Annotated in this window: 16 protein-coding genes; 4 read left to right on the top strand and 12 right to left on the bottom strand. The window is 71.8% G+C overall.

The window, feature by feature from the left end:
- Positions 1-24: 24 nt before the first annotated feature.
- The 12 genes from AC0NZQ_RS07675 to AC0NZQ_RS07620 form a co-directional block, all read right to left on the bottom strand.
- The gene (locus AC0NZQ_RS07675; protein WP_474529103.1) at positions 25-1,770 is read right to left on the bottom strand and encodes an amylo-alpha-1,6-glucosidase; all 1,746 of its coding nucleotides are present in this window, start codon (positions 1,768-1,770) and stop codon (positions 25-27) included.
- A 5-nt stretch (positions 1,771-1,775) separates the two neighbouring features.
- Positions 1,776-2,594, bottom strand: coding sequence for a carbohydrate ABC transporter permease (locus AC0NZQ_RS07670; RefSeq protein WP_474529102.1), 819 nt, complete (start codon positions 2,592-2,594; stop codon positions 1,776-1,778).
- A complete protein-coding gene (locus tag AC0NZQ_RS07665; protein ID WP_474529101.1) occupies positions 2,591-3,580 on the bottom strand; it encodes a carbohydrate ABC transporter permease in 990 nt (329 codons plus the stop codon). Before AC0NZQ_RS07665 ends, AC0NZQ_RS07670 begins: the two co-directional genes overlap by 4 nt.
- A 65-nt stretch (positions 3,581-3,645) precedes the next feature.
- A complete protein-coding gene (locus tag AC0NZQ_RS07660; RefSeq protein WP_474529100.1) occupies positions 3,646-4,893 on the bottom strand; it encodes a sugar ABC transporter substrate-binding protein in 1,248 nt (415 codons plus the stop codon).
- A 186-nt stretch (positions 4,894-5,079) separates the two neighbouring features.
- Complete coding sequence (locus AC0NZQ_RS07655) at positions 5,080-6,096, bottom strand: LacI family DNA-binding transcriptional regulator (protein WP_474529099.1); 1,017 nt, start codon at positions 6,094-6,096, stop codon at positions 5,080-5,082.
- A 117-nt stretch (positions 6,097-6,213) separates the two neighbouring features.
- The gene (locus tag AC0NZQ_RS07650; RefSeq protein ID WP_474529098.1) at positions 6,214-7,476 is read right to left on the bottom strand and encodes an ROK family protein; all 1,263 of its coding nucleotides are present in this window, start codon (positions 7,474-7,476) and stop codon (positions 6,214-6,216) included.
- Entirely contained in the window at positions 7,445-8,827 is a 1,383-nt protein-coding gene (gene xylB / locus AC0NZQ_RS07645; RefSeq protein ID WP_474529097.1) for a xylulokinase, read from the bottom strand. The genes AC0NZQ_RS07650 and xylB overlap by 32 nt, the downstream gene beginning before the upstream one ends.
- A gap of 1 nt (position 8,828) precedes the next feature.
- On the bottom strand, positions 8,829-10,013 hold the full coding sequence (xylA, locus tag AC0NZQ_RS07640; RefSeq protein WP_474529095.1) for a xylose isomerase: 1,185 nt from the start codon (positions 10,011-10,013) through the stop codon (positions 8,829-8,831).
- Between the two features lie 34 nt (positions 10,014-10,047).
- The gene (locus AC0NZQ_RS07635) at positions 10,048-11,622 is read right to left on the bottom strand and encodes a hypothetical protein (protein ID WP_474529094.1); all 1,575 of its coding nucleotides are present in this window, start codon (positions 11,620-11,622) and stop codon (positions 10,048-10,050) included.
- A gap of 140 nt (positions 11,623-11,762) precedes the next feature.
- The gene (locus AC0NZQ_RS07630; protein ID WP_474529092.1) at positions 11,763-13,163 is read right to left on the bottom strand and encodes a dihydrolipoamide acetyltransferase family protein; all 1,401 of its coding nucleotides are present in this window, start codon (positions 13,161-13,163) and stop codon (positions 11,763-11,765) included.
- A gap of 9 nt (positions 13,164-13,172) precedes the next feature.
- Positions 13,173-15,353 (bottom strand): alpha-ketoacid dehydrogenase subunit alpha/beta, encoded by a 2,181-nt coding sequence (locus AC0NZQ_RS07625; protein WP_474529091.1) that lies wholly within the window; start codon positions 15,351-15,353, stop codon positions 13,173-13,175.
- 76 nt (positions 15,354-15,429) lie between these two features.
- Positions 15,430-16,494, bottom strand: coding sequence for a ketopantoate reductase family protein (locus AC0NZQ_RS07620; RefSeq protein WP_474529090.1), 1,065 nt, complete (start codon positions 16,492-16,494; stop codon positions 15,430-15,432).
- A gap of 61 nt (positions 16,495-16,555) precedes the next feature.
- Here AC0NZQ_RS07620 and AC0NZQ_RS07615 point away from each other — a divergent pair, with 61 nt between their 5' ends.
- The 4 genes from AC0NZQ_RS07615 to AC0NZQ_RS07600 all read left to right on the top strand — a co-directional run bounded on the left by AC0NZQ_RS07615 (position 16,556) and on the right by AC0NZQ_RS07600 (position 19,431).
- Entirely contained in the window at positions 16,556-16,873 is a 318-nt protein-coding gene (locus AC0NZQ_RS07615; protein WP_474529089.1) for a Dabb family protein, read from the top strand.
- 54 nt (positions 16,874-16,927) lie between these two features.
- Complete coding sequence (locus tag AC0NZQ_RS07610; protein ID WP_474529088.1) at positions 16,928-17,422, top strand: VOC family protein; 495 nt, start codon at positions 16,928-16,930, stop codon at positions 17,420-17,422.
- A gap of 189 nt (positions 17,423-17,611) precedes the next feature.
- Positions 17,612-18,298, top strand: a complete 687-nt coding sequence (locus AC0NZQ_RS07605; protein WP_474529087.1) for a GntR family transcriptional regulator — start codon at positions 17,612-17,614, stop codon at positions 18,296-18,298.
- Between the two features lie 83 nt (positions 18,299-18,381).
- The gene (locus tag AC0NZQ_RS07600; RefSeq protein WP_474529086.1) at positions 18,382-19,431 is read left to right on the top strand and encodes a LacI family DNA-binding transcriptional regulator; all 1,050 of its coding nucleotides are present in this window, start codon (positions 18,382-18,384) and stop codon (positions 19,429-19,431) included.
- Positions 19,432-19,463: the final 32 nt, after the last annotated feature.

Below are 19,463 nucleotides of genomic sequence, written 5' to 3'. Positions count from 1 at the left end.
GTCGCCCCGCCGGGCGGGCCCCCGTCACCCGGTGGCGACGGCCCGCTCCTGCGCCCGGGCCGAGAGCAGCAGGTACGCACTCGCCGTCCAGGTGTAGGCGCGGTCGCGCAACCCGGCGCCGGTGATCGCGTCGAAGTTCTCGGCGAAGCCGGAGCGCTCGCAGAGCGCCCGGAACCCGGCGCTGATCTCGTCGGCCAGCTCGACGTGCCCGGCGCGGCGCAGACCGTCCTCGACGAGGACCGTCGACGGCGCCCACACCGGCCCGCGCCAGTAGCCGTCGGCCTCGTAGAACTCCGACTCCGGGTGCTCGGTGGCCAGGCCCGCCGGGGCGAGGTGGGAGCGGATGCCGGCAGCGAGCGTCTCGGCGGTCGCCTCGTCCAGCTCGCCGCCCAGGACCACGGGCATGAGGTCGAGCAGGCTACGGCTGGCGTGCGCGACCCCGCTCCCCGGCTGGCGGGCGACGAAGCGGCCGTCGTGCCACAGCCGGTCGAAGACGGTCTCGCGGAGCTGCTTGCCGGCCAGCGTCCAGCGCGCCACGTCGTCGACCATGCCGAGTTCGTCGGCCAGCCGTGCCAGGGTCCCCAGCTGCAGCACGAGGAAGCAGGAGAGGTCGGCGGACTCGATGACGCGGAACTGCGCAAAAGTGGTGGCGTTGTCCCACCCGCTGTCGTTGCCGTGCTGGTAGTGCGGCAGATCGGTGGCCGTGGCGCGGCGGTGGTCCAGCCAGTAGCCGGTCCAGGAGGAGAGCCGGTCGTAGACCTCGCGCAGCTCGGCGGCGGTCAGCGCCCGTCCCAGGTGGGCTCGCAACTGCTCGAAGGCCCAGCCGTGGATCGGTGGCTTGACGAAGTTGAAGAGCCGCTCCGAGTGCGTCACGGAGTCCGGCAGCGCGCCGGTGCTGTCCTGGTGGTCGAAGATCCCCAGCAGCTGGTCCACGGCGAGGTCGGGGTGACCGGGAGCCAGCGCGATGGCGTTGAAGCAGTGGTCCCAGCTCCAGACCTTGTCCATCCAGTGCTTGCTCATGAGCACGGCCGGCCGGGTGACGAAGCCGAGCGGGCGGACCGTCGCCGACCAGACGGTGTAGGCCGCGAGATCGGCGGCCGGGAACTGCGGTCCCCGGAACGGCGCGGCACGGTCGGCGAACCGCTCGAACTCGGCGGCGACATCGGCGACGAGCGCGTCGAAGTCGCGCGAGCCGACGTACGGGGGGCGCGCCGCCTCGTACTCCTCGACCGCCACCTCCCAGTCGCTCGCCCCGGAGAGGACCACGCCGCGCCTGGCCGACCCCAGCTCCTCGTCGCCGGCGATCTCGATGACCTCGCCGCGCAGCAGGGTGATCCGGTAGCGCAGTCCCGTCTCGTAGAGGGTGTAGACGAAGGCCCCGTCGCGGGGGTCGCGGAAGAAGAAGGGGCCGCTGAACGGGGTCAGCGTGGGCTCGGCGGCGCGCAGCGCGAAGGCGGTGCCCCGGCCGCGGAGCCGGATCGTCTCCACCCCGTCGTACACCGCCTCGACGCTTCCGGTCGCCGTGCGCCACGACAGCACCGAGGCGGTGGCGACGACCTCGGCCGCGACGGGCTCGCCGGCAGCGGTCACCGGCAGCAGCTCGAGCACCGGGTGCAGGCCGTTCTGGTGAGAGACCAGGTGCAGGTGGTCGGCGTAACGGGCGTTGCCCACGACGCGGGAGAGGTTGAACCAGGACCCGTGACAGCTGAAGGGGATCTGGTCGACGGAGAAGGTGGGCACGGACGCGTCCTCGGGTGGGGTGGGGGTCACGCGGATCAGTCCTTCACGGCGCCGGCGGTGACACCGGCGGCGACATAGCGCTGGGCGAGGACGAGCAGGACCGCGGCGGGGACGGAGGCGACGACGGCGGTCGCCATGATCGCGTTCCAGTCCTGGGTGTTGTTGCCGATGTAGTTGTAGATGCCGAGCGTGATCGGGCGGTGCTCGCCGGAGCCGTCCAGCGTCGAGGCGAAGATGAAGTCCGACCACGACCAGAGGAACGTGAAGAGCGAGGCGGTGATGAGGCCGTTGCGGCTCAGCGGCAGGATGACGAGGGCGAAGATCTTCGGCAGGCCGGCCCCGTCGATCCGCGCCGCGCTGATCAGGTCGTCCGGGATGCCGGACATGAAGGCGGTGAGCACCAGCACCGCGAACGGCACCGCGATGGTCGAGTCGGCGAGCACCAGTCCCCACGCCTGACCGGTGAGGTCGAAGGCGACGAAGATGCTGTAGAAGCCCAGCGCCATGATGATGCCGGGGATCATCTGTGCCACCAGCAGCACGAAGTTCAGCGTGCGGGTGCCGCGCGGGCGGAGCTTGGCCAGTGCGAAGGCGGCCGGGGCGGCGATGACCAGGGTGAGCGCCACCGTTCCCAAGCCGACGAGCAGGCTGGTCAGCAGGTAGGGCAGCTGCTCGTGCAGCACCCGGGAGTACCCGTCGAAGGTGGCGGTCGTCGGGAAGAGGTTCGGCGACGAGGTACGCATCAGCCGCGACGGCGTCAGCGAGACGTTGATCATCCAGTAGACGGGGAAGAGCATGATCGCCGTGAGCAGGACGCCCACCACGGTCTTGCTGCGGGACCGGCGCGTGATCATGAGACCTCCTGGCGGCGCTGGACGCGGATGTAACCGAGGCCGGCGACGACGGCCATGAGGATGAGGACGTTGCCCACCGCGGCGCTCGGACCGAAGCGCGGCACGAGGCTGCCGAAGCCCAGCTGGTAGGACCAGGTCGCGAGCGTCGTCGACGAGCCGTCCGGCCCGCCCTTGGTCATCACCCAGATGATGTCGAAGACCTTCAGGGTGTAGACGAAGCCGAGCAGCAGCGTGATCGAGGCGACCGGCCGCAGCAGCGGGAAGGTGACGTACCAGAAGCTCTTCCACGCTCCGGCGCCGTCGAGCGACGCGGCCTCGCGCATCTCGGCCGGAATGGCCTGCAGGCCGCTGTACAGCAGCACCAGGTTGAACGGGATGCCGATCCAGATGTTGGCGAGCAGCACGCTGATCAACGACCAGGTCGGCGAGGTGAGCCAGTCGACGTTCTCGCCGCCGATGCCACGGATCAAGGAGTTGATCACTCCGGACTCGCTGTCGAGCATCCATGCCCAGGTCGAGGCGGAGACGATCAGCGGCAGCAGCCACGGCACGAGGAAGAGCGCGCGCAGCAGCCCACTGAGCCGGAAGTTGTGGGCGAAGAAGACCGCGAGAGCCAGGCCTATCGCGAACTGCACGGCGATCGAGACGAAGGTGAAGATCAGCGTGTGCGTCAGTGCCGGGACGAAGGTCGGATCGTCGAAGATCGCGCGGTAGTTGTCGAAGCCGCTGAACGGGGCACCACCGAAGACGAACGTCCGCACCGTGTAGTCGTGCGTGCTGAGCTCGACGTTCTTGTACATGGGGTAGGCGTAGAACGCGAGCAGGTAGGCCACCAGCGGCAGCAGGAACGCCCACGCCGCGAATCGGGAGCCGACGGCTCGGCCGTGACGAGACGGCCGCCGACGGGCGGGGGACGGTGTCGCACCGTCCCCCGCCGTCGCCGGTTGTCGGGGCTCCACCGTGGTCTCGTGATCGACGAAGGTCATCGCGGTGTCGCCCTTTCGTGTCGGCGGAGGGATTGTGCAGGCGGAGCTCGAACCGGTCGGGTCCGTCAGCGCACGGCCTGCTGGGCGTCGTCCAGGGCCGACTTCACGGACTTCGATCCGCTCAGCGCCGCCTGGACCGCGCCCCACATCGGCTCGGAGATCTTCGGGTACTTCGTGCCGAGGTTGTCGCTGGTGCGGCCCTTGGCGGTCTGGACAGCCGCGACCCACGGCTTGAGGGCCGGGTTCTTGGCCACCTGCTCGGCCTGCACGCTCGTGATCGCCGAGACGTAGGAGAGTGCGGTGTCGGTGGCCAGGACGGTCTTGGCGCTCGTCAGGCAGCTGACGATCTTCGCCGAGGTGGCGTCGGTGCCCTTGTCCTGCTGCACCGGCACGGTGACGAACTCGCCACCGGTGGGGGTTGGCGCGGCCCCGCCGTCCTTGGCCGGGACGGAGATGATGCCGTAGTCCAGGCCGGACTTCTGCGCGCCGGCGAGCTGCCAGGTGCCGTTCTCACCGAAGGCGTAGTCGCCGGAGAGGAACTCCTGCCAGCTCGTCTGCTGGGTGTTGTTGAGGACGCTGTTGGGGGCGTAGCCCTTGTCCAGCCAGCCCTTCCACAGTCCCAGGGCGGACTGCGCGTCCGACGAGGTGAGGTCGGTCAGCTTGGCACCGGAACCCCAGTACCAGGGCAGGAACTGGAAGCTGCCCTCCTCGGTGCCGACGGCGGAGAAGGTGATGCCCTTCTTGCCGGCGGCCTTGACCTTGGCCAGCGCGGCGGTGAGGGAGGCCCAGTCCTTGACCGAGGAGATGTCGACGCCAGCCGCCGAGAGCACCTTCTTGTTGTAGTAGAGCGCGAGGGTGTTGGCGCCGATCGGCACGCCGTACGTCTTCCCGTCCAGCTGGCCCGCGGCGAGGATGTTCGACGCGATCGCGTCGGTGTCGAGCTTGAGGTCCTCGGTGGTGTTGAGGACGCCGCCCTCGGCGAGGGTGGAGACGACCGGGTTGTCGACGACCAGGATGTTGGGCGCCTTGCCCTGCTGGGCGGCGAGCAGCACCTTGTTGACCAGATCGGTGGTGTCGAAGCCGGTCCGCTTGATGGAGACACCGGCCTGCTTGCCGCAGCTGGTGACGGTCTTGACCCAGTCCGAGCTGGCCGTGAACTGCGGGTAGGGGTCCCACACGGTGTACGTGCCGCCGGAACCGGATCCCGAGCCGGAGTCCGACCCCGAGCCGGACGAGCAGGCGGCGGCGGTGACGACGAGCGTGGCAGCGGCGGCGACGGCGCCGGCACGATGCCAGAGACGATGGGAGACCACGGTGGTCCTTCCTGTCGGGAGTGGCCGGCGAGTACGGGTCCGCCCCGCCGCATGCTCATCATCGAACCGGTTCGATGGAGTGCGACGAAACTAACCTCGCCGCCCCGTCCACGCAAGAGCCTGTTGCGTCCCGGTAACTGTTCTGTGACGTGCGGACGACGGCAGTCCCGGACGGAGGGCGACAGATCAGGACGAGGCCGGCCATCTGGCCGTCGAGCCGCGATTGGTGAAGGCCGGGCTGAGCAGTCGCTGCACCATGGGCCGCGCGGGATCGGCGATCATGTCGAGCAGGGCGTCGACGGCGATGTGCCCCATGTCGGCAGCGGGGACGTCGGCGTTGCTGACGGCCGGCCGCAGGGTGGCGGCGAGCGAGTCCGGGGCCACCGCAATGATCGACAGCTCGGTTCCGACGGTCAGGTCGGCCTCGGTCGCCGCGTCGACCAGCCCGCGCAGCGAGCGCTCGTTGATGGTGACGATGGCACTCAGCTCGGGGTCGCGCTGCCGCAGCTCGCGCAGGCACCTGGCGGCGTCGGCGTCGTCGTCCTCGCTGCAGATGACCTGGCCCACGACCTCGCGCGACGTCACGGCCGCCAGGAAGGCCGCCTGCGACAACCGCGCCGAGATGTACCCCAGCTCGTAGAGCTCGGCCGGTCGGTTCACCAGGGCGAGGTGGGTGTGGCCGAGTTCGACGAGCAGATCCACCGCGCGGCGCACCAGGCCGTCGTGATCGAGATCGACCCAGCTGTGGTGCTCGGCCTGCCCGGTGCGGCCGATGGTCACGAAGGGCACCCGGGCGTCGATGAGCGGCTGCACCCGGGGATCGTCGACGCGGGTCTCCATCAGCACCAGGCCGTCCACCCGGCGCTCGCCGACCAGCCGGTCCACGGCGGCCTGCCGGTCGTCGCCGCTCGGCGAGAGCAGGGTGTCGTGATCCCGCTCGGAGGCCGCCTCGGCGACCGCGCCGACGAACTGCAGCTGGGCGGCGCTGAGCCGGTGGTGCAGCGGCGGGATGACCAACCCGATCGTCGAGGTCGTGCCCGACGACAGGGCCCGCGCCGCGGCACTGGGACGGTAGTTCTCCTGCTCCATCACCGCGAAGATGCGCTGCCGCGTGGTCTCGGCGATGGGTCGCTTGCCGCTCAGCGCATAGGAGACCGTGCTGCGCGAGACGCCGGCCCTGCGGGCGATCTCGCCGATATTCACGACAGGCTCCGAGGGGTGCGGGACGGGGTGGGCATCGCAGCTTATTCCCCGGCACCGGCCGGGGACGTGACGTCGACTGCCGGCGGCGAGGCGACCACCTTTGACCGGACCAGCTCGTCAGGTGGGCAGCCGCGGGGGCGCCACCCGTCCCGAGAGCAGGTCGTCGAGCGCCCCCAGCGCGGCACCGAGGACGGCGGCCTGCTCGCCGTGCGCCGAGCGGACCACTTCGGTCACCGCCAGGTCCCGGCTCAGCACGTGGGCGGCGAGCTGAGCGCGGACCGGGTCGACGAGGTAGTCGAAGAGCCGGGCGTAGGCACCGCCGAGGACGACGGCCGGGACGTCGAGGACGTTGACGGCGTCGGCGAGCAACCGGCCCAGGACGTCCCCCGCCCGGCCCAGCGCCTGCTGCGCCCGGCCGTGACCGGCTTCGGCCGCGGCGAGCAGCGCCTCGACCGACTCGACCCTTGCAGCGCGCAGCAACGCGTCGAGGCCAGCGTACTGCTCGAGGCAGCCCCGCGCGCCGCAGCCGCAGCGCGGACCGGCGGGGTCCACCACCGCGTGGCCGAGCTCGCCGGCGAAGCCGCGGGCACCCCGGAAGACCGTGCCACCGAGGACCACGGCGGCACCGACACCCTCCTCGCCGGAGACGTGCAGGAAGTCCGGCCCGACCGTCCCGGCGCGGACCTCGGCCAGCGCGGCGAGGTTCGCCTCGTTGTCGGCGCGCATCGAGAAGTCCAGGGCGGCACCGAGGTCGGCGGCGATGTCGCGACCTTGCCATGCCGGCATGTTGGGCAGCCTGCGGATCCGCTGCGATCGGTCGAGCAGGCCGGGGACGGCGATGGTGCCGTGCGCGATGGTGGCGCCCGCGGAGTCGACCGCCTGCTCGACCACCGTCACCAGCCGCCGCAGCGTGGCGGCCGGCGTCCGCGTCCCGTCCAGCGACACCTGCGCGTGGGCCAGGACGCTGGCGGTGAGGTCCAGCACGACCGCGCTCACCTGCGCCACGCCGAGCTCGACACCCACCACCGCAGGGCCGGCGGGGTCCAGCTCCAGCGGCAGGGCCGGGCGGCCGCGGCCGGTGCCCGTGGGTGCGGCGGTCCGGACGAGCCCGGCCGCGACCAGCTCTTCGACCAGGGAGGAGACCGTCGCGGCGGAGAGTCCCAGCTCGGTGGCGAGGCGCGCCCGGGACCGCCCCGGTCCGGCTGCCACCGCCGCCAGCACCAGGGCGCGATTGTGCCGCCGGACAGCCTGTGACGACGTCGGCGCGGCTCCCGCGGGGGACGGCTCGGGGCGGGCGGGAGCTGTTGGCGGCACTGGCGATACTGCAGGCACTGGCGGCACTGCGGCGTCAGCGGCCGGCGAGGGCGGCGTAGGTGGCATAGCGTTGCCGGATCGCCGGAACCGGCGCCGCCGGGCGTTCCTCGGCGCCACGCCGGGGCCAGGCCGGCAGCTGCGCGTCACCGTGCAGGGCCAGGGCCGCCTGCCGAGCCGCCCCCAGCGCGACGTACTCCGCCGCGGCCGGGACGACGACGCGCGTCCCGAAGATCGTCGGCGCGATCTCCCGCACCGCCCGCGACCGGGTGCCACCACCCACCAGGAGCACGGTGTCGACCCGGGCCGGCAGGGCGTCGACCGCGTCGGCCAGCCCGGCGAGCATTCCCTCGACGGCGGCCCGCGCCAGGTGCGACGGCGTGCAGGTCGCCAGGGACATCCCGTGCAGCGAGCCGCGGGCGTCGGGCAGGTTCGGCGTCCGCTCCCCCTCCAGGTACGGGACGAGGACGAGTCCGTCGGCGCCGGGCGGGGCGTCGAGGGCGAGCTCGTCGAAGCGGCTCTGGTCGACGCCGAGCACGGTCGCCACCGCCTGCAGTACCCGCGCCGCGTTCAGCGTGCAGACCAGCGGGAGGTAGTCCCCCGAGGCGGAGGCGAAGCCGGCGACGATGCCGGTGGCGTCCGCGGCCGGTGCGTCGGCACGCATGCAGGCGACGCCCGAGGTCCCGATCGAGACCAGCACCTCCCCCGGCTGCGCGTCGACACCGAGCGTCGCCCCGGCGTTGTCGCCCGTCCCGGCACCGAGGACGGCCCCGGACGGGGTGCGGCCGGGACTGTCCAGCGGACCGAGGACGGTGGGGAGGGCGACCTCGCGGCCGAGGGCGAGCGAGACCAGGTCGGGGCGCCACTGCCCGCTCGCCGGTGACCAGTAGCCGGTGCCGCTGGCGTCGCCGCGGTCGGTCGTGATGGTCGCCGGGTCGCTGCTGCCGGAGAGCCGCCAGGTCAGCCAGTCATGAGGCAGGCAGACCGAGGCGATCCGCGCCGCGTTCTCCGGCTCGTGACGGGCGAGCCAGCGCAGCTTGGAGATCGTGAAGGACGACACCGGGACCGAGCCGACCGCCTCGGCCCACGCCTGCGGGCCGCCGGCCTCGGCGATCAGCTCCTCGGCCGCCCCGGCGGCCCGGACGTCGTTCCACAGCAGCGCGGGACGGATCACCTCGCCCCGCTCGTCGAGGGCGACGAGGCCGTGCTGCTGCGCGGCGACCGACACCGCGGCGACGTCGTCGAGACCGCCCGCCGCCGCGGCCGCCTGCGAGAGCGCGGCCTCCCAGTCGGCGGGGTCGGCCTCGCGCGCATCGGGGTGCGCGGCCCGTCCCTCGCGGACGACCTCACCGGTGTCGGCATCGACCACGACGACCTTGCACGCCTGCGTGGAGGAGTCGACACCGGCCACGAGCGTCATGTCAGCGGGCCCCGGCCAGGTGCTCGATCGCCAGCTGGTTGAGGCGGACCACGCCGGTGGCGCGGGCGCCGGAGGCGTCGGCGTCGAAGTCCTCGAAGGCGGAGGTGTCGGCGAGCAGTCCGGCGCGGCCGTCCGGGCCGAGGGTCGGCTCGCGCAGCTCGGCCACACCGGCCGCCGCCATCGCCTCGACGACCTCGGCGTCGGCACGGAAGGCCCGGGCACGGTCACGCAGCAGCAGGTAGGTGCGCATGTTGGCCTCGGCGGTGGTCCAGACGCCGGCGACGTCCTCGGTGCGCAGCGGCTTGTAGTCGAAGTGACGCGGGCCGGTGTAGGCCTGGCCACCGCCGGGCGCACCGTGCTCGAGCAGGTCGACGAGGGCGAAGGCGTTGAGCAGGTCGCCGTGGCCGAAGACCAGGTCTTGGTCGTACTTCGGACCGCGCTGCCCGTTGAGGTCCAGGTGGAAGAGCTTGCCGGCCCACAGCGCCTGCGCGATGCCGTGGGCGTAGTTGAGGTTGGCCATCTGCTCATGGCCAACCTCGGGGTTCACGCCGACGATGTCGCCGTGCTCGAGCTGCTCAATGAAGGCGAGCGCGTGACCGACGGTGGGGAGGAAGATGTCGCCGCGAGGCTCGTTGGGCTTGGGCTCCAGCGCGATGCGCAGGCCCAGGTCGTTGTCTTTGATGTGTGCCGCGACGGTGTCGATGCCCTCGCGGTAGCGGTCCAGCGAGGCGGTGAGGTCCTTGGCGAAGTCGCTCTCGGTGCCCTCGCGACCACCCCACATCACGAAGGTCTCGGCGCCGAGCTCGGCGGCGAACTCGGCGTTGCGCAGCAGCTTGCGCAACGCGAAGCGCCGCACCGAGCGGTCGTTGGCGGTGAGCGCGCCTTCCTTGAAGACCGGGTGGGTGAAGAGGTTGGTCGTCACCATCGGCACCACCAGCCCGGTCTCGTCCAGGGCCTTGCGGAAGCGGGCGATGATCGCGTCCCGCTCGGCGGCCGACGAGCCGAAGGGGATGAGGTCGTCGTCGTGGAAGGTGATGCCCCAGGCGCCGAGCTCGGCGAGCCGGTGCACCGCCTCGACCGGGTCCAGGGCCGGCCGGGTGGCGTCACCGAAGGGGTCGCGGGCCTGCCACCCCACCGTCCACAGACCGAAGCTGAAGTGGTCGTCGCGGGTCGGTTCGAGGGTCATGGCGGGCCTTTTCTTCAGTGGGTGAAGTAATTGGCTACGACGCTAACCGATGCCGCCCCCGACCGACAAGTGCGACTCCGCCCGTGATGCCGCGGCCCGGACAGGCGACACGCCCGCCGACGTGCCGGACCCGGTAGACGACGTGCCCGCCGGCGCGGGCCAGGACGCCGCCGCAGGCCAGTACCGCCCGGTCGCGCCGGGTGATGCCGGTGCCCGCCGCGCGGCCGAGGACGACGGCATCCCCCGAGAGCAGGTAGGCACGCAGATCGCGCTGCCAGCGCACGTTGGCGCCGCGATCGACCGCCTGCCGGCCAGTGCCACGGTCCGGGCCGTAGGTGCGGCCGGTGACGTCCACCCAGTTGCGGCACCCGTCGCGCAGGTCGCGGGACAGGACGTCGAGGTCGATCTCCACCATGGGGGTGTCGCTCATGACGCAGCGCACCCCCGCGACCGCGCGCGTCAATCGCGCCGCCCCGCGATAGGGCACGACGACGGTGGTGCCGAGCAGCAGGGTGGCCACCGTGATCGCGGCGGCGGCCGAGGTCACCAGCCACGGCATGGCCGCACCGACGCGCCGCCGCCGCGGGGCGGCTGCGGCGGCGACCGTGAGGGCGAGGGCCAACGCCAGGTAGTCGGTGTAGAAGGCGAACCAGGACGGCGCCGCGAGCAGCACCGCCAGCTGCCCGACCAGCAGCACGAGCGCCGGACGCGCCGGGCGGATCGGCCAGGCGCGCGCCATGAGGGCGCCCAACGCAATCACCACGGCGAGCGCGGCGAGCTGCTGCTCGACCCCGGTGAGCGGCCGGTGCACCGCGGTGATCGAGCTGAGGTCGGCCAGTCGCTGCACCGTCGAGACCGGTCCGTCCGGACGGCCCAGCTGGTCCTGCACGACCGAGGCGATCATCGCCCGCGGTGCCGCGAGGAAGAACGGCAGATCCACCACCGCGAGCGCGGCTACGACACCACCGGCCACCGCAGCCGACGACCGCGCCGACCGGCTCCGCCAGACGTGCCAGGCGAGGACCAGCGCCGCGACGGGGAACCACCAGATCTTCACGCTGACCAACCCGCCCAGTGCGGCCCCACCGAGCAGCGCCGGCCAGGCGGTGGCGTCGCGCTGCGCCCGGAGCAGCAACAGCACGGCGGCGAGCAGCAGCAGGTTGCCCAACGGCTCGAGGCGAGTCAGGTACTCCGCGCCGACCGACCCGAACCACAGTGCGGCGAAGAGGCCGCCCACCGCGGCGGCCCGCCTGCCGAGGCCGAGTCGCCGAGCCACCCGCACCACGAGGACGGCGTTCAGCGCCCCCATCGCGCAGAACGCGAGGGCGGCGACGGTGAAGGCCGCACCGTCGCTGGTCAAACGGGTCAGCGCGGCGAACGGCGTCAGAGCCAGCATCAGGCCGGGGGGATGCACCAGGACGAAGTCCCGATAGGGCAGCCGACCGTGCGTCAGTGCGTCGGCAGCGGCGAAGTAGACGGAGGCGTCGTAGCCGAACCAGCCGTGCAGACCGGCGTGATGGCGCAGCACGACCCCGACGCGCACCAGCAGCGCCGCCAGGAAGACCACCGGCTCGACGGGGATCCGGCGCAGCCGCGCACTCGTCCGCACAGCCCCTCCTCCCTCACGCCACGGTCACTGTGACCGTGCGCCGATGAAGGGACGATGAACGGCAGGGGCGTTCCTCAGCCACTCTCCCGCGATCGGGGAGCGCCGGTCCCGCTGAGCGGGACCGGCGCTCCCCGATCGGGTCAGGTGAGCAGGCGCAGCGGGCGCTCGAGGGCGGTGACGACGTGCGCGAGCCACTGGGCGGCGAGCGCGCCGTCGATCGCGCGGTGGTCGGCCGACAGGGTGAGCGTCAGCGTCGTCGCGGCGACGACGGCACCGTCGCGGACCACCGGTGTCGGCCGCGCCGCACCCACCGCCAGGATGAGCGACTGCGGCGGGTTGATGATCGCGGCGAAGTCGTCGATGCCGTACATGCCGAGGTTGCTGATCGTGGCGACGCCGCCCTCGAGGTCGTGCTGGCGCAGCGTCCCGTCGGCTGCCTGCGCGACGAAGGCCTTCACCCGTGCCGAGATCGCGCTCGGCGTCATCGACTCGACGCCGCGCAGCACCGGCGTCACCAGCCCGCGGGGCGAGGCGATAGCCACGGCGAGCTCGACCGTGTCATGGGTGACGAGCGCGTCGTCGGTCCAGACGACGTTGGCCTCCGGAACGGCGACATAGCCCACCGCCATGGCCCGCACCAGCAGGTCGTTGACCGAGACCTTCGTCGTGGCGACCTCGTTGAGCTGTGCGCGGAGCGCGAGCAGTTCGTCCACCTCGACGGTGCGGGTGAGGTAGAAGTGCGGGACCTGCTGTTTGCTCTGCGTGAGCCGGGCCGCGATCGCCTTCCGGAGCCGGGTGTGCGGCACCGCCGTGCCGGCCGGAGTCGCCGATGGACGGGCGGCGGGCGCCGCGGGAGTCGGTGCCGCGGCTGCTGCCGGTGCAGGCGCCGAGGGGGCGGGTGCCGTGGCCGGCGTCGGTGCCGGCGTCGGTGTCGCAGCCGCCTTGACCGCCTGCTCGACGTCGCGGCGACAGATCCGACCGTTCGGGCCGGTCCCGGTGACATTGTGCGCGTCCAACCCGGCGTCGGCGAGCATCCGCCGGGCCAGCGGCGAGATGAAGAGCCGGCCGCCGGGGCGCGCGCCGCTCGCCGCGCCGGGTTCAGCGACCGCGGCCGGCCCGGAGGCAGCGGCCGCGGCCGGGTCAGTGGTGGACTCCGCCGCCGACGAGGTCGCCGGCTCCGTGGTGGTGCTCGCAGCGAGGTCCTTGGCGGGGAGCTCGGCGGCCTCGGGCACGGTCGCAGCGGGGCCGGCGACGGCCACGCCGAGACGTCGCAGCAACTCGTCGACGTCTTGGTCGCGCTCGGCCTCGGAGCCGAAGAGGGCCAGCGGCGAGCCGACGTCGGCGCGCGCCCCGGCCTCGACCAGCGTGCCGAGCAGGACGGCGTCCTGTTCGGCCTCGACCTCGACGTTGGCCTTGTCGGTCTCGACGACCGCGATGGCGTCGCCGGCCCGGACCGCCGAGCCCGCGGGCACCAGCCATTCGGTGAGGACGACGTCGGTCGCGCCGGCGGCGACCTCGGGAACGGTGAGCAGCTCTGCCATGTCGGGTCCCTATTCCGCGGCGATCGCGCGCAGGGCGCTGACGACTTCCTCGGTGCGGGCGATGGCCGCCCGCTCGAGGACCTTGCTGATGCTGGGTGAGGCCTCGGCGCCGGTCACCCGGTGCACGGGGGCGTCGAGCCAGTCGAAGAGGCGCGACTGGATGGCATCGGCGAGCCAGCCGCCGTAGGAGGTGCCCTTGGCACCCTGCTCGACGATGAGGACCCGATTGGTCTTCCGGACGCTCTGCTCGATGGCGTCCCAGTCCAGCGAGGCGCGGTCCAGCCAGCGCAGGTCGATGAGGTCGGCCGCGATCTCGGTGACCTCGTCGAGCGCCTGTTCGCAGTGCCCCACCATGCTGAGGTAGCTGATGACGGTGAGGTCGTCGCCGGTCCGGCGCAGAGCGGCCTTGCCCACCGGGAGCCGGTAGTCCAGGTCGTCGACCGGTCCGGTTCCCGTCGAGGCGTAGAGGTCGACGTGCTCGAGCACGATCACCGGGTCGTCGCAGGCCAGCGCGGTGTTCATCAGCCCCACGTAGTCGTAGGGGTTGGAGGGCGCCACCACCCGCAGGCCGGGCGCGGTGGTGAGGATGCCCGCGGGGTCCATCGAGTGCTGCGAGCCGTAGCCGGTACCGGCGGCGAGCTTGGAGCGCAGTACGAACGGCACACTGCTCTCGCCGCCGAACATGTGCCGGGCCTTGGCGACCTGGTTGAAGAGCTGGTCGGCTGCGACCCACATGAAGTCGGCGTACATGAACTCGACGACGGGGCGGTACCGACCGTCGAGTGCCATGCCGCCGGCGAGCCCGGCGAAGGCGTTCTCGCTGATGGGCGTGCCGAGCACGCGGTCGGGGTGGTCCTTGAGCGGCTTGCGGGTGGCCCCGTTCGTGCCGCCGCTGAGACCGTCGACGTCCTCGCCCATGACGACGATGCGCTCGTCGGTGGCCATGCGGCGGGCCATCACCTCGCTGACGACGTCGATGAACTTCCGCTCGGCGAGCTCGCCGGTGTACTCGTCGGCCTCCTCGTAGCGGGACCCGTCGAGCTCGGAGAGATCGCCCCGGATGCCGACGTCCACGAAGCCGGGATCGGGCCACCGGTCGGCGACGATGCGTCGCTGTCCCGGCTTGCCACCGGGCAGCGGCTCGAAGAGGGTGTCACCGATGCCGCGCATGACGTCGGCGACGTCCTTGCGGGCGGCCTCGACCTCGTCGAGAGTGACCAGGCCCCGGCCGACGGCGAGCTCCTGCAGCTGCGCGATCGGGTCACGGGCGCGCCACTGCTTCTCCTCGGCTTTGTCGCGGTAGCCGAACGACGAGCCTGGGAACGGGCCGTTCTGGTGGAAGTAGCGGTACAGATCGGCCTCGACGATGGTCGGGCCGTTGCCCGCGCGCATGTGCGCCACGGCCTCGCTCATCGCCGCGTGCACGGCGAGGGTGTCCATGCCGTCCACCCGCCAGCTGGGAATGTTGAAGCCGAGACCGCGGGCCGACAGCCGGGTCTCGGCCGTCGCCTTGGCGACGTGCGTGGAGACGGCGTACTGGTTGTTCTCGATGAAGAAGCAGACCGGCAGCTTCCAGGCCGCGGCGAGGTTGAAGCTCTCCAGCACCGAGCCGATGTTGACGGCGCCGTCGCCGAAGTAGGTCACCGAGACCGCGTCCGATCCTGATTTGCGCATGTTCCACGCAAACCCGGCTGCCTGTGGCACGCCACCGCCGACGATGGCGTTGGTGCCCATCGCGCCGGCCTCGCGCCACTGCAGGTGCATCGACCCGCCCCGGCCCCGACAGAAGCCGTCGGCGAGGCCGCAGATCTCGGCCAGCGTCCGACGCAGCACCTCGTGGACGTCGGGCGTGATCTCGGGCAGGGACCCCGGCTTGGGCTCGAGGACGTGCCCGAACGCCTTGGCCAGGAACTGGTGGTGGCCGCGGTGCGAGCCGTTGATCATGTCGTCCGAGCGCAGCGGCAGGATCGAGCCGATCGCGCCGCCCTCCTGGCCGATGCTCGAGTGCGCGGGGCCGTGCACCAGCGAGGCGCCGGCGAGCTCGAGGACGTACTCCTCGAAGGATCGGATCCAGATGGCGCGACCCAGCAGCTGCCGGACCAGATCGGGGTCGGCGTCGGCCCGATCGCTGTCGTCGAGCTCGAGCTCGACCCACGGCGATGCGGCCGTCAGCGTGCGGCGGGTAGTCACGGGCTGATCTCCTCGACGATGAGATGGATCCGTTCCGGCGCTTCAGTGCGGCGCGGACGGGACAACTGCGGGAACTCTAGCTAGTAATGGATCCATTTGGAAGCCCAGAGCGTGCCGAGGCCAGCTCCAGGAGCAACTCCACGTTCACTGCGCCCGCCGCCAGCTCGCCGTACTCGATGCGCCGTGCCACCTCGACGACGGCGGCATTGACCGGCGTCGTTAGCCCGGTGTCGCGACCGCCGGCGACGACACGGCCGTTGATGTCGCCGACCTCGCTCCGGCGGCCCTTGTGCCAGTCCTGCAGGATCGTCGTGGTCGTCGACGGCAGCACGAAGCCGGTGAGCAGCGTGTCCAGCAGCCGCTCGACCAGCCCCTCCTGCTCGACCACCTGCGCGGCGGTCAGACCGAAGATCGGCAGCACCTGGTAACCGAGCCGCCGGCCCACCGCGAGCGCCTCCTCGCCGGAGCGGATCATGAGCTCGCGCATCCCCGGTGTCGCCGTCGCCTCGAGCATGGGCAGGTCGAGCACCGCGGTCGTGACGAGCGTGGTGCTGTTGCTGACCAGCTTCATCCACTTCGCCGAGCGGATGTCCTCGGCGACCTCGACGGTGCCGGCGCAACGCAGCAGCGAGGCGATCTCCTCCTCGCGCCCCGCGGTGGCGGCGGAGAGGCTGCCGACGGCGAACCAGGAGCGGTCCGGCCCCGAGTGCCGCTCGACGACACCGGGCTCGTACATCGTCGACGAGATCTCGATGACCGCTCCCATGGCCCGGTGCGCACCCACCACCTCGGCGACCACGTCTGCGGTCATGCCGTTCTGCACGCCGACGACGAGGGCGTCCTCGGCCAGGTGCGGCTCGATGAGATGGCAGGCCCACCGGGTGTCGTAGGCCTTCACCAACACCAGGACGACATCGAAGCGTTCGCGCAGCGTCGCCACCTCGCACAGGTGCAGCACGCGGACCGGCGTCACCTCGACCCGGTCGGGCATCTCGATGCGGACGCCGTCACGCCGCATCGCCACCACGTGCTCGGGCCATTGTTCGATGAACGTGACGTCGTGGCCGGCGCGGACCAGGTCGGCGCCGATGGAGGCGCCGTTGGCGCCGGTGCCCAGGACGGCGATGCGCGGTGCGGACATGAGGTCTCCCCTCGAAGATTGTGCTGGACTATGCCAAACGTTTGCAGGCTAGGCTAGGGCGATGATCGCCCATCTGGTCGTCTTCCACTTCGCCGACGACGCCCCTGCCGATCTCGGCGAGGCGCTGGCGGGCGGGCTGCGCGAGCTGACCCGCGACCTGCCCTACTTCGTGCGCTACGAATGCGGTCCCGCCCTCGGCATCCGGCAGGGCGCGGACTTCGGCGTGCTGGCCGTCTGCCGGAGTGCCGAGGACGTCGTGGCCTATCTCGACGACCCCGCCCACGTCGCCTTCGTCCGTGACCGGATGGCGCCCCACCTCGCGTCGCGGCATGCGGTCCAGATCGAGGTTGGAGAATCCTTGGATCCAGAAAGCGCCTAGATAGCTGCTGAATAGAGCTTCACAGGATTGATTGGCTCCATTAGCCTGCGCTCCATGCCACTTCCCGGACTGCGCCGCCTGGACCACATCGGGGTCACGGTGCCCGATCTCGACGAGGCGCACGCCTTCTTCGTCGACGTCCTCGGCTGCGAGTACATGTACACGCTCGGTCCGTTCGAACACGACGACGACTGGATGCAGGTCCATCTCGGAGTCGACCCGCGCGCCGTCATGCGCCGGCTGCACTTCTACCGCTGCGGCGGCGCCGCCGTCTTCGAGGTCTTCCACTACGAGGCGACCGAGCAGGCCGCCGCGCCGCCCCGCAACAGCGACGTGGGCGGTCACCACGTCGCCCTCTACGTCGACGATCTCGATGCCGCGGTGCAATATTTGCAGTCCGCCGGCGTCGACGTGATGGGCGAGCCGACGGTGAGCAAGGGACCGAGCGAGGGTCAGCGCTGGGTCTACTTCCGCGCCCCGTGGGGGATGCAGTTCGAGCTCGTCTCCTATCCCGGTGGCAAGGCCTTCGACCGGCGGTCGAGCTCCTGACCGTCCGTCCCGCCCGGTTGGCCCCACCACGGCGCGGCTCCGGCGGCCGGCCGACCGCGCCCGCGTGGGGCCAACCGCGCCGGCATGGGGCCAACCCGAGCGGAGCGAGGTGGTGGGGTCGCGGGACGCCCCCGAATCCCGGTGCGGCGACATCGCCGGGCACCGCACCGGCGAGTAGCTTCAGCGGACATGACCGCACTCGGCGACACCGACGCGACCTCGGCAGCCTCGGTCGCCAGCGTCCGCATCGCCGATCACCTGCGCGCGGCCATCCTGCGCGGCCAGATCCAGCCGGGTGAGCGCATCCGGCAGGAGGAGGTCGCCGAGCGACTCGGCGCGAGCCGGCTGCCCGTCCGCGAGGCGCTGCGCATCCTCGAGGCCGAGGGGCTCACCGAGAGCCAGGCCAACCGCGGCGCCCGCGTGCCCCGGCTCTCGCGGCACGAGATGGAGGTCATGTACCTCATGCGCGAGCGGCTGGACACGCTGGCGCTGGCCGAGAGCCTGCCGCTGCTCGCCGACGACGACATCGCGCACCTGCGCGACCTGCAGGACCGGATCGAGCGCAACACCGACGTCGGCGAGTTCATCGCCCTCGACCGCGCCTTCCACCTCGACTCCTACGCGCGCTGTCCCATCGACGCGCTGCTGGGCAGCGTCCACCGCCTCTGGAACACGACGCAGCACTACCGTCGCGCCTTCGTGGCGCTGGCCGGCCTGGACCGCATGTGGGTCGTCAACGCCGAGCACCGGCTGCTGCTCGATGCCCTGGAGCGGCGCGACGGCGAGGACGCGCAGCGCGTCCTCGGCGGGCACATCCGCCGGACCCGGATCGAGCTCGTGCAGCATCCGGAGGTGTTCGCCACTGCAAAATCGTGAGACGATATTGCAGTCGTTTGCACACCGGTGCGGACGCACGACCTTTTCGGGAGGGCCACTGTGAGCTCGGGACGTACCCGCTGATGGCGGGCCGATCCGTCACGTTGCAGGATGTCGCCTCCGCGGCGGGCGTGCATGTCGCCACCGCCTCGCGCGCCCTCAACCCGACCACCCGCAGCCTGGTCAACGACGAGACCGCGAGCCGCATCCAGGCCCTCGCCGAGAGCCTGGGCTACCGCACCAACCCGCTCGCGCGCGGGCTGCGGACCAACAAGTCGATGTCCATCGGGGTGCTCGTCCCCGATCTGCAGAACCCGTTCTATCCGCCCATCGTGCGCGGTATCGACGACGAGCTCAGCGCTCACCACTACTTCCCCCTGGTCGCCAACACCGACGGCAATCTCGCCAAGGAGAAGGTCGTCTGGGAGCGGCTGCTCGCCCGCCAGGTCGACGGCTTCATCACCGCGACGGCGCTGATGAACCATCCGCTGATCCGCAAGGCGGCCAAGGACGGCACCAAGCTGGTCCTGGTCAGCCGCACCGTCGCCAATCTCAGCGTCCCGGCGGTGGTCTTCGACGAGGCCGGCGCCATGGACCTGGCGGTGGCGCACCTCGTGGAGCTGGGGCACCGCGAGATCGGGCACGTCGCCGGTCCCGCCGAGGTCTCGATCGGCGTCAACCGGGAGGCCGCCTTCGTCGCCGCCTGCCACCGGCACGGCCTGCCTGTCGGCAACATCGAGGCCGGGAGCGAGCTGACCGAGGCCGAGGGTGAGAAGGCCTGCGGCCGGTTGCTGGCGCGCGCGCCCGGTGTCACCGCCGTCATCGCCGCCAACGACCTGATGGCCCTCGGCTGCCTCGGCGCGATCGCCGCGGCCGGGCGGGTCTGCCCAGACGACATCTCGCTGGTGGGCATCAACGACATGTCGTTCCTGGACCGGGTCAACCCCCCGCTGACCTCGGTCGCGACACCGAAGTACGAGATGGGGCGGAGCGCGGCGCAGCTGCTGCTCTCCCTGCTCGACAGCGACGGCTCGATGCCGGTCGAGGTCCGTCAGCTGCAGGCGCGACTGGTGATGCGCGCCTCGACCGGACCGGCGCCGGAGCCGTCACCGGCGAAGCCGCGGCGCCGCTGACTCCGACGTCCGGATGGTCGACGGCGACCCCG

The organism is Jatrophihabitans sp. sgz311053, assembly GCF_056135305.1.
The sequence above is the reverse complement of the archived record's forward strand: the minus strand, read 5'-3'. Positions and strand labels throughout refer to the sequence as shown.

What these genes read in the sequence shown, in the direction of transcription:
- AC0NZQ_RS07670 (WP_474529102.1), bottom strand. Translation starts at nt 2,594, where the DNA reads ATGATCACGCGCCGGTCCCGCAGCAAGACCGTGGTGGGCGTCCTGCTC.
- AC0NZQ_RS07665 (WP_474529101.1), bottom strand. Translation starts at nt 3,580, where the DNA reads ATGACCTTCGTCGATCACGAGACCACGGTGGAGCCCCGACAACCGGCG.
- AC0NZQ_RS07650 (WP_474529098.1), bottom strand. Translation starts at nt 7,476, where the DNA reads ATGCCACCTACGCCGCCCTCGCCGGCCGCTGACGCCGCAGTGCCGCCA.
- xylB (WP_474529097.1), bottom strand. Translation starts at nt 8,827, where the DNA reads ATGACGCTCGTGGCCGGTGTCGACTCCTCCACGCAGGCGTGCAAGGTC.
- xylA (WP_474529095.1), bottom strand. Translation starts at nt 10,013, where the DNA reads ATGACCCTCGAACCGACCCGCGACGACCACTTCAGCTTCGGTCTGTGG.
- AC0NZQ_RS07630 (WP_474529092.1), bottom strand. Translation starts at nt 13,163, where the DNA reads ATGGCAGAGCTGCTCACCGTTCCCGAGGTCGCCGCCGGCGCGACCGAC.
- AC0NZQ_RS07620 (WP_474529090.1), bottom strand. Translation starts at nt 16,494, where the DNA reads ATGTCCGCACCGCGCATCGCCGTCCTGGGCACCGGCGCCAACGGCGCC.
- AC0NZQ_RS07615 (WP_474529089.1), top strand. Translation starts at nt 16,556, where the DNA reads ATGATCGCCCATCTGGTCGTCTTCCACTTCGCCGACGACGCCCCTGCC.
- AC0NZQ_RS07610 (WP_474529088.1), top strand. Translation starts at nt 16,928, where the DNA reads ATGCCACTTCCCGGACTGCGCCGCCTGGACCACATCGGGGTCACGGTG.
- AC0NZQ_RS07605 (WP_474529087.1), top strand. Translation starts at nt 17,612, where the DNA reads ATGACCGCACTCGGCGACACCGACGCGACCTCGGCAGCCTCGGTCGCC.
- AC0NZQ_RS07600 (WP_474529086.1), top strand. Translation starts at nt 18,382, where the DNA reads ATGGCGGGCCGATCCGTCACGTTGCAGGATGTCGCCTCCGCGGCGGGC.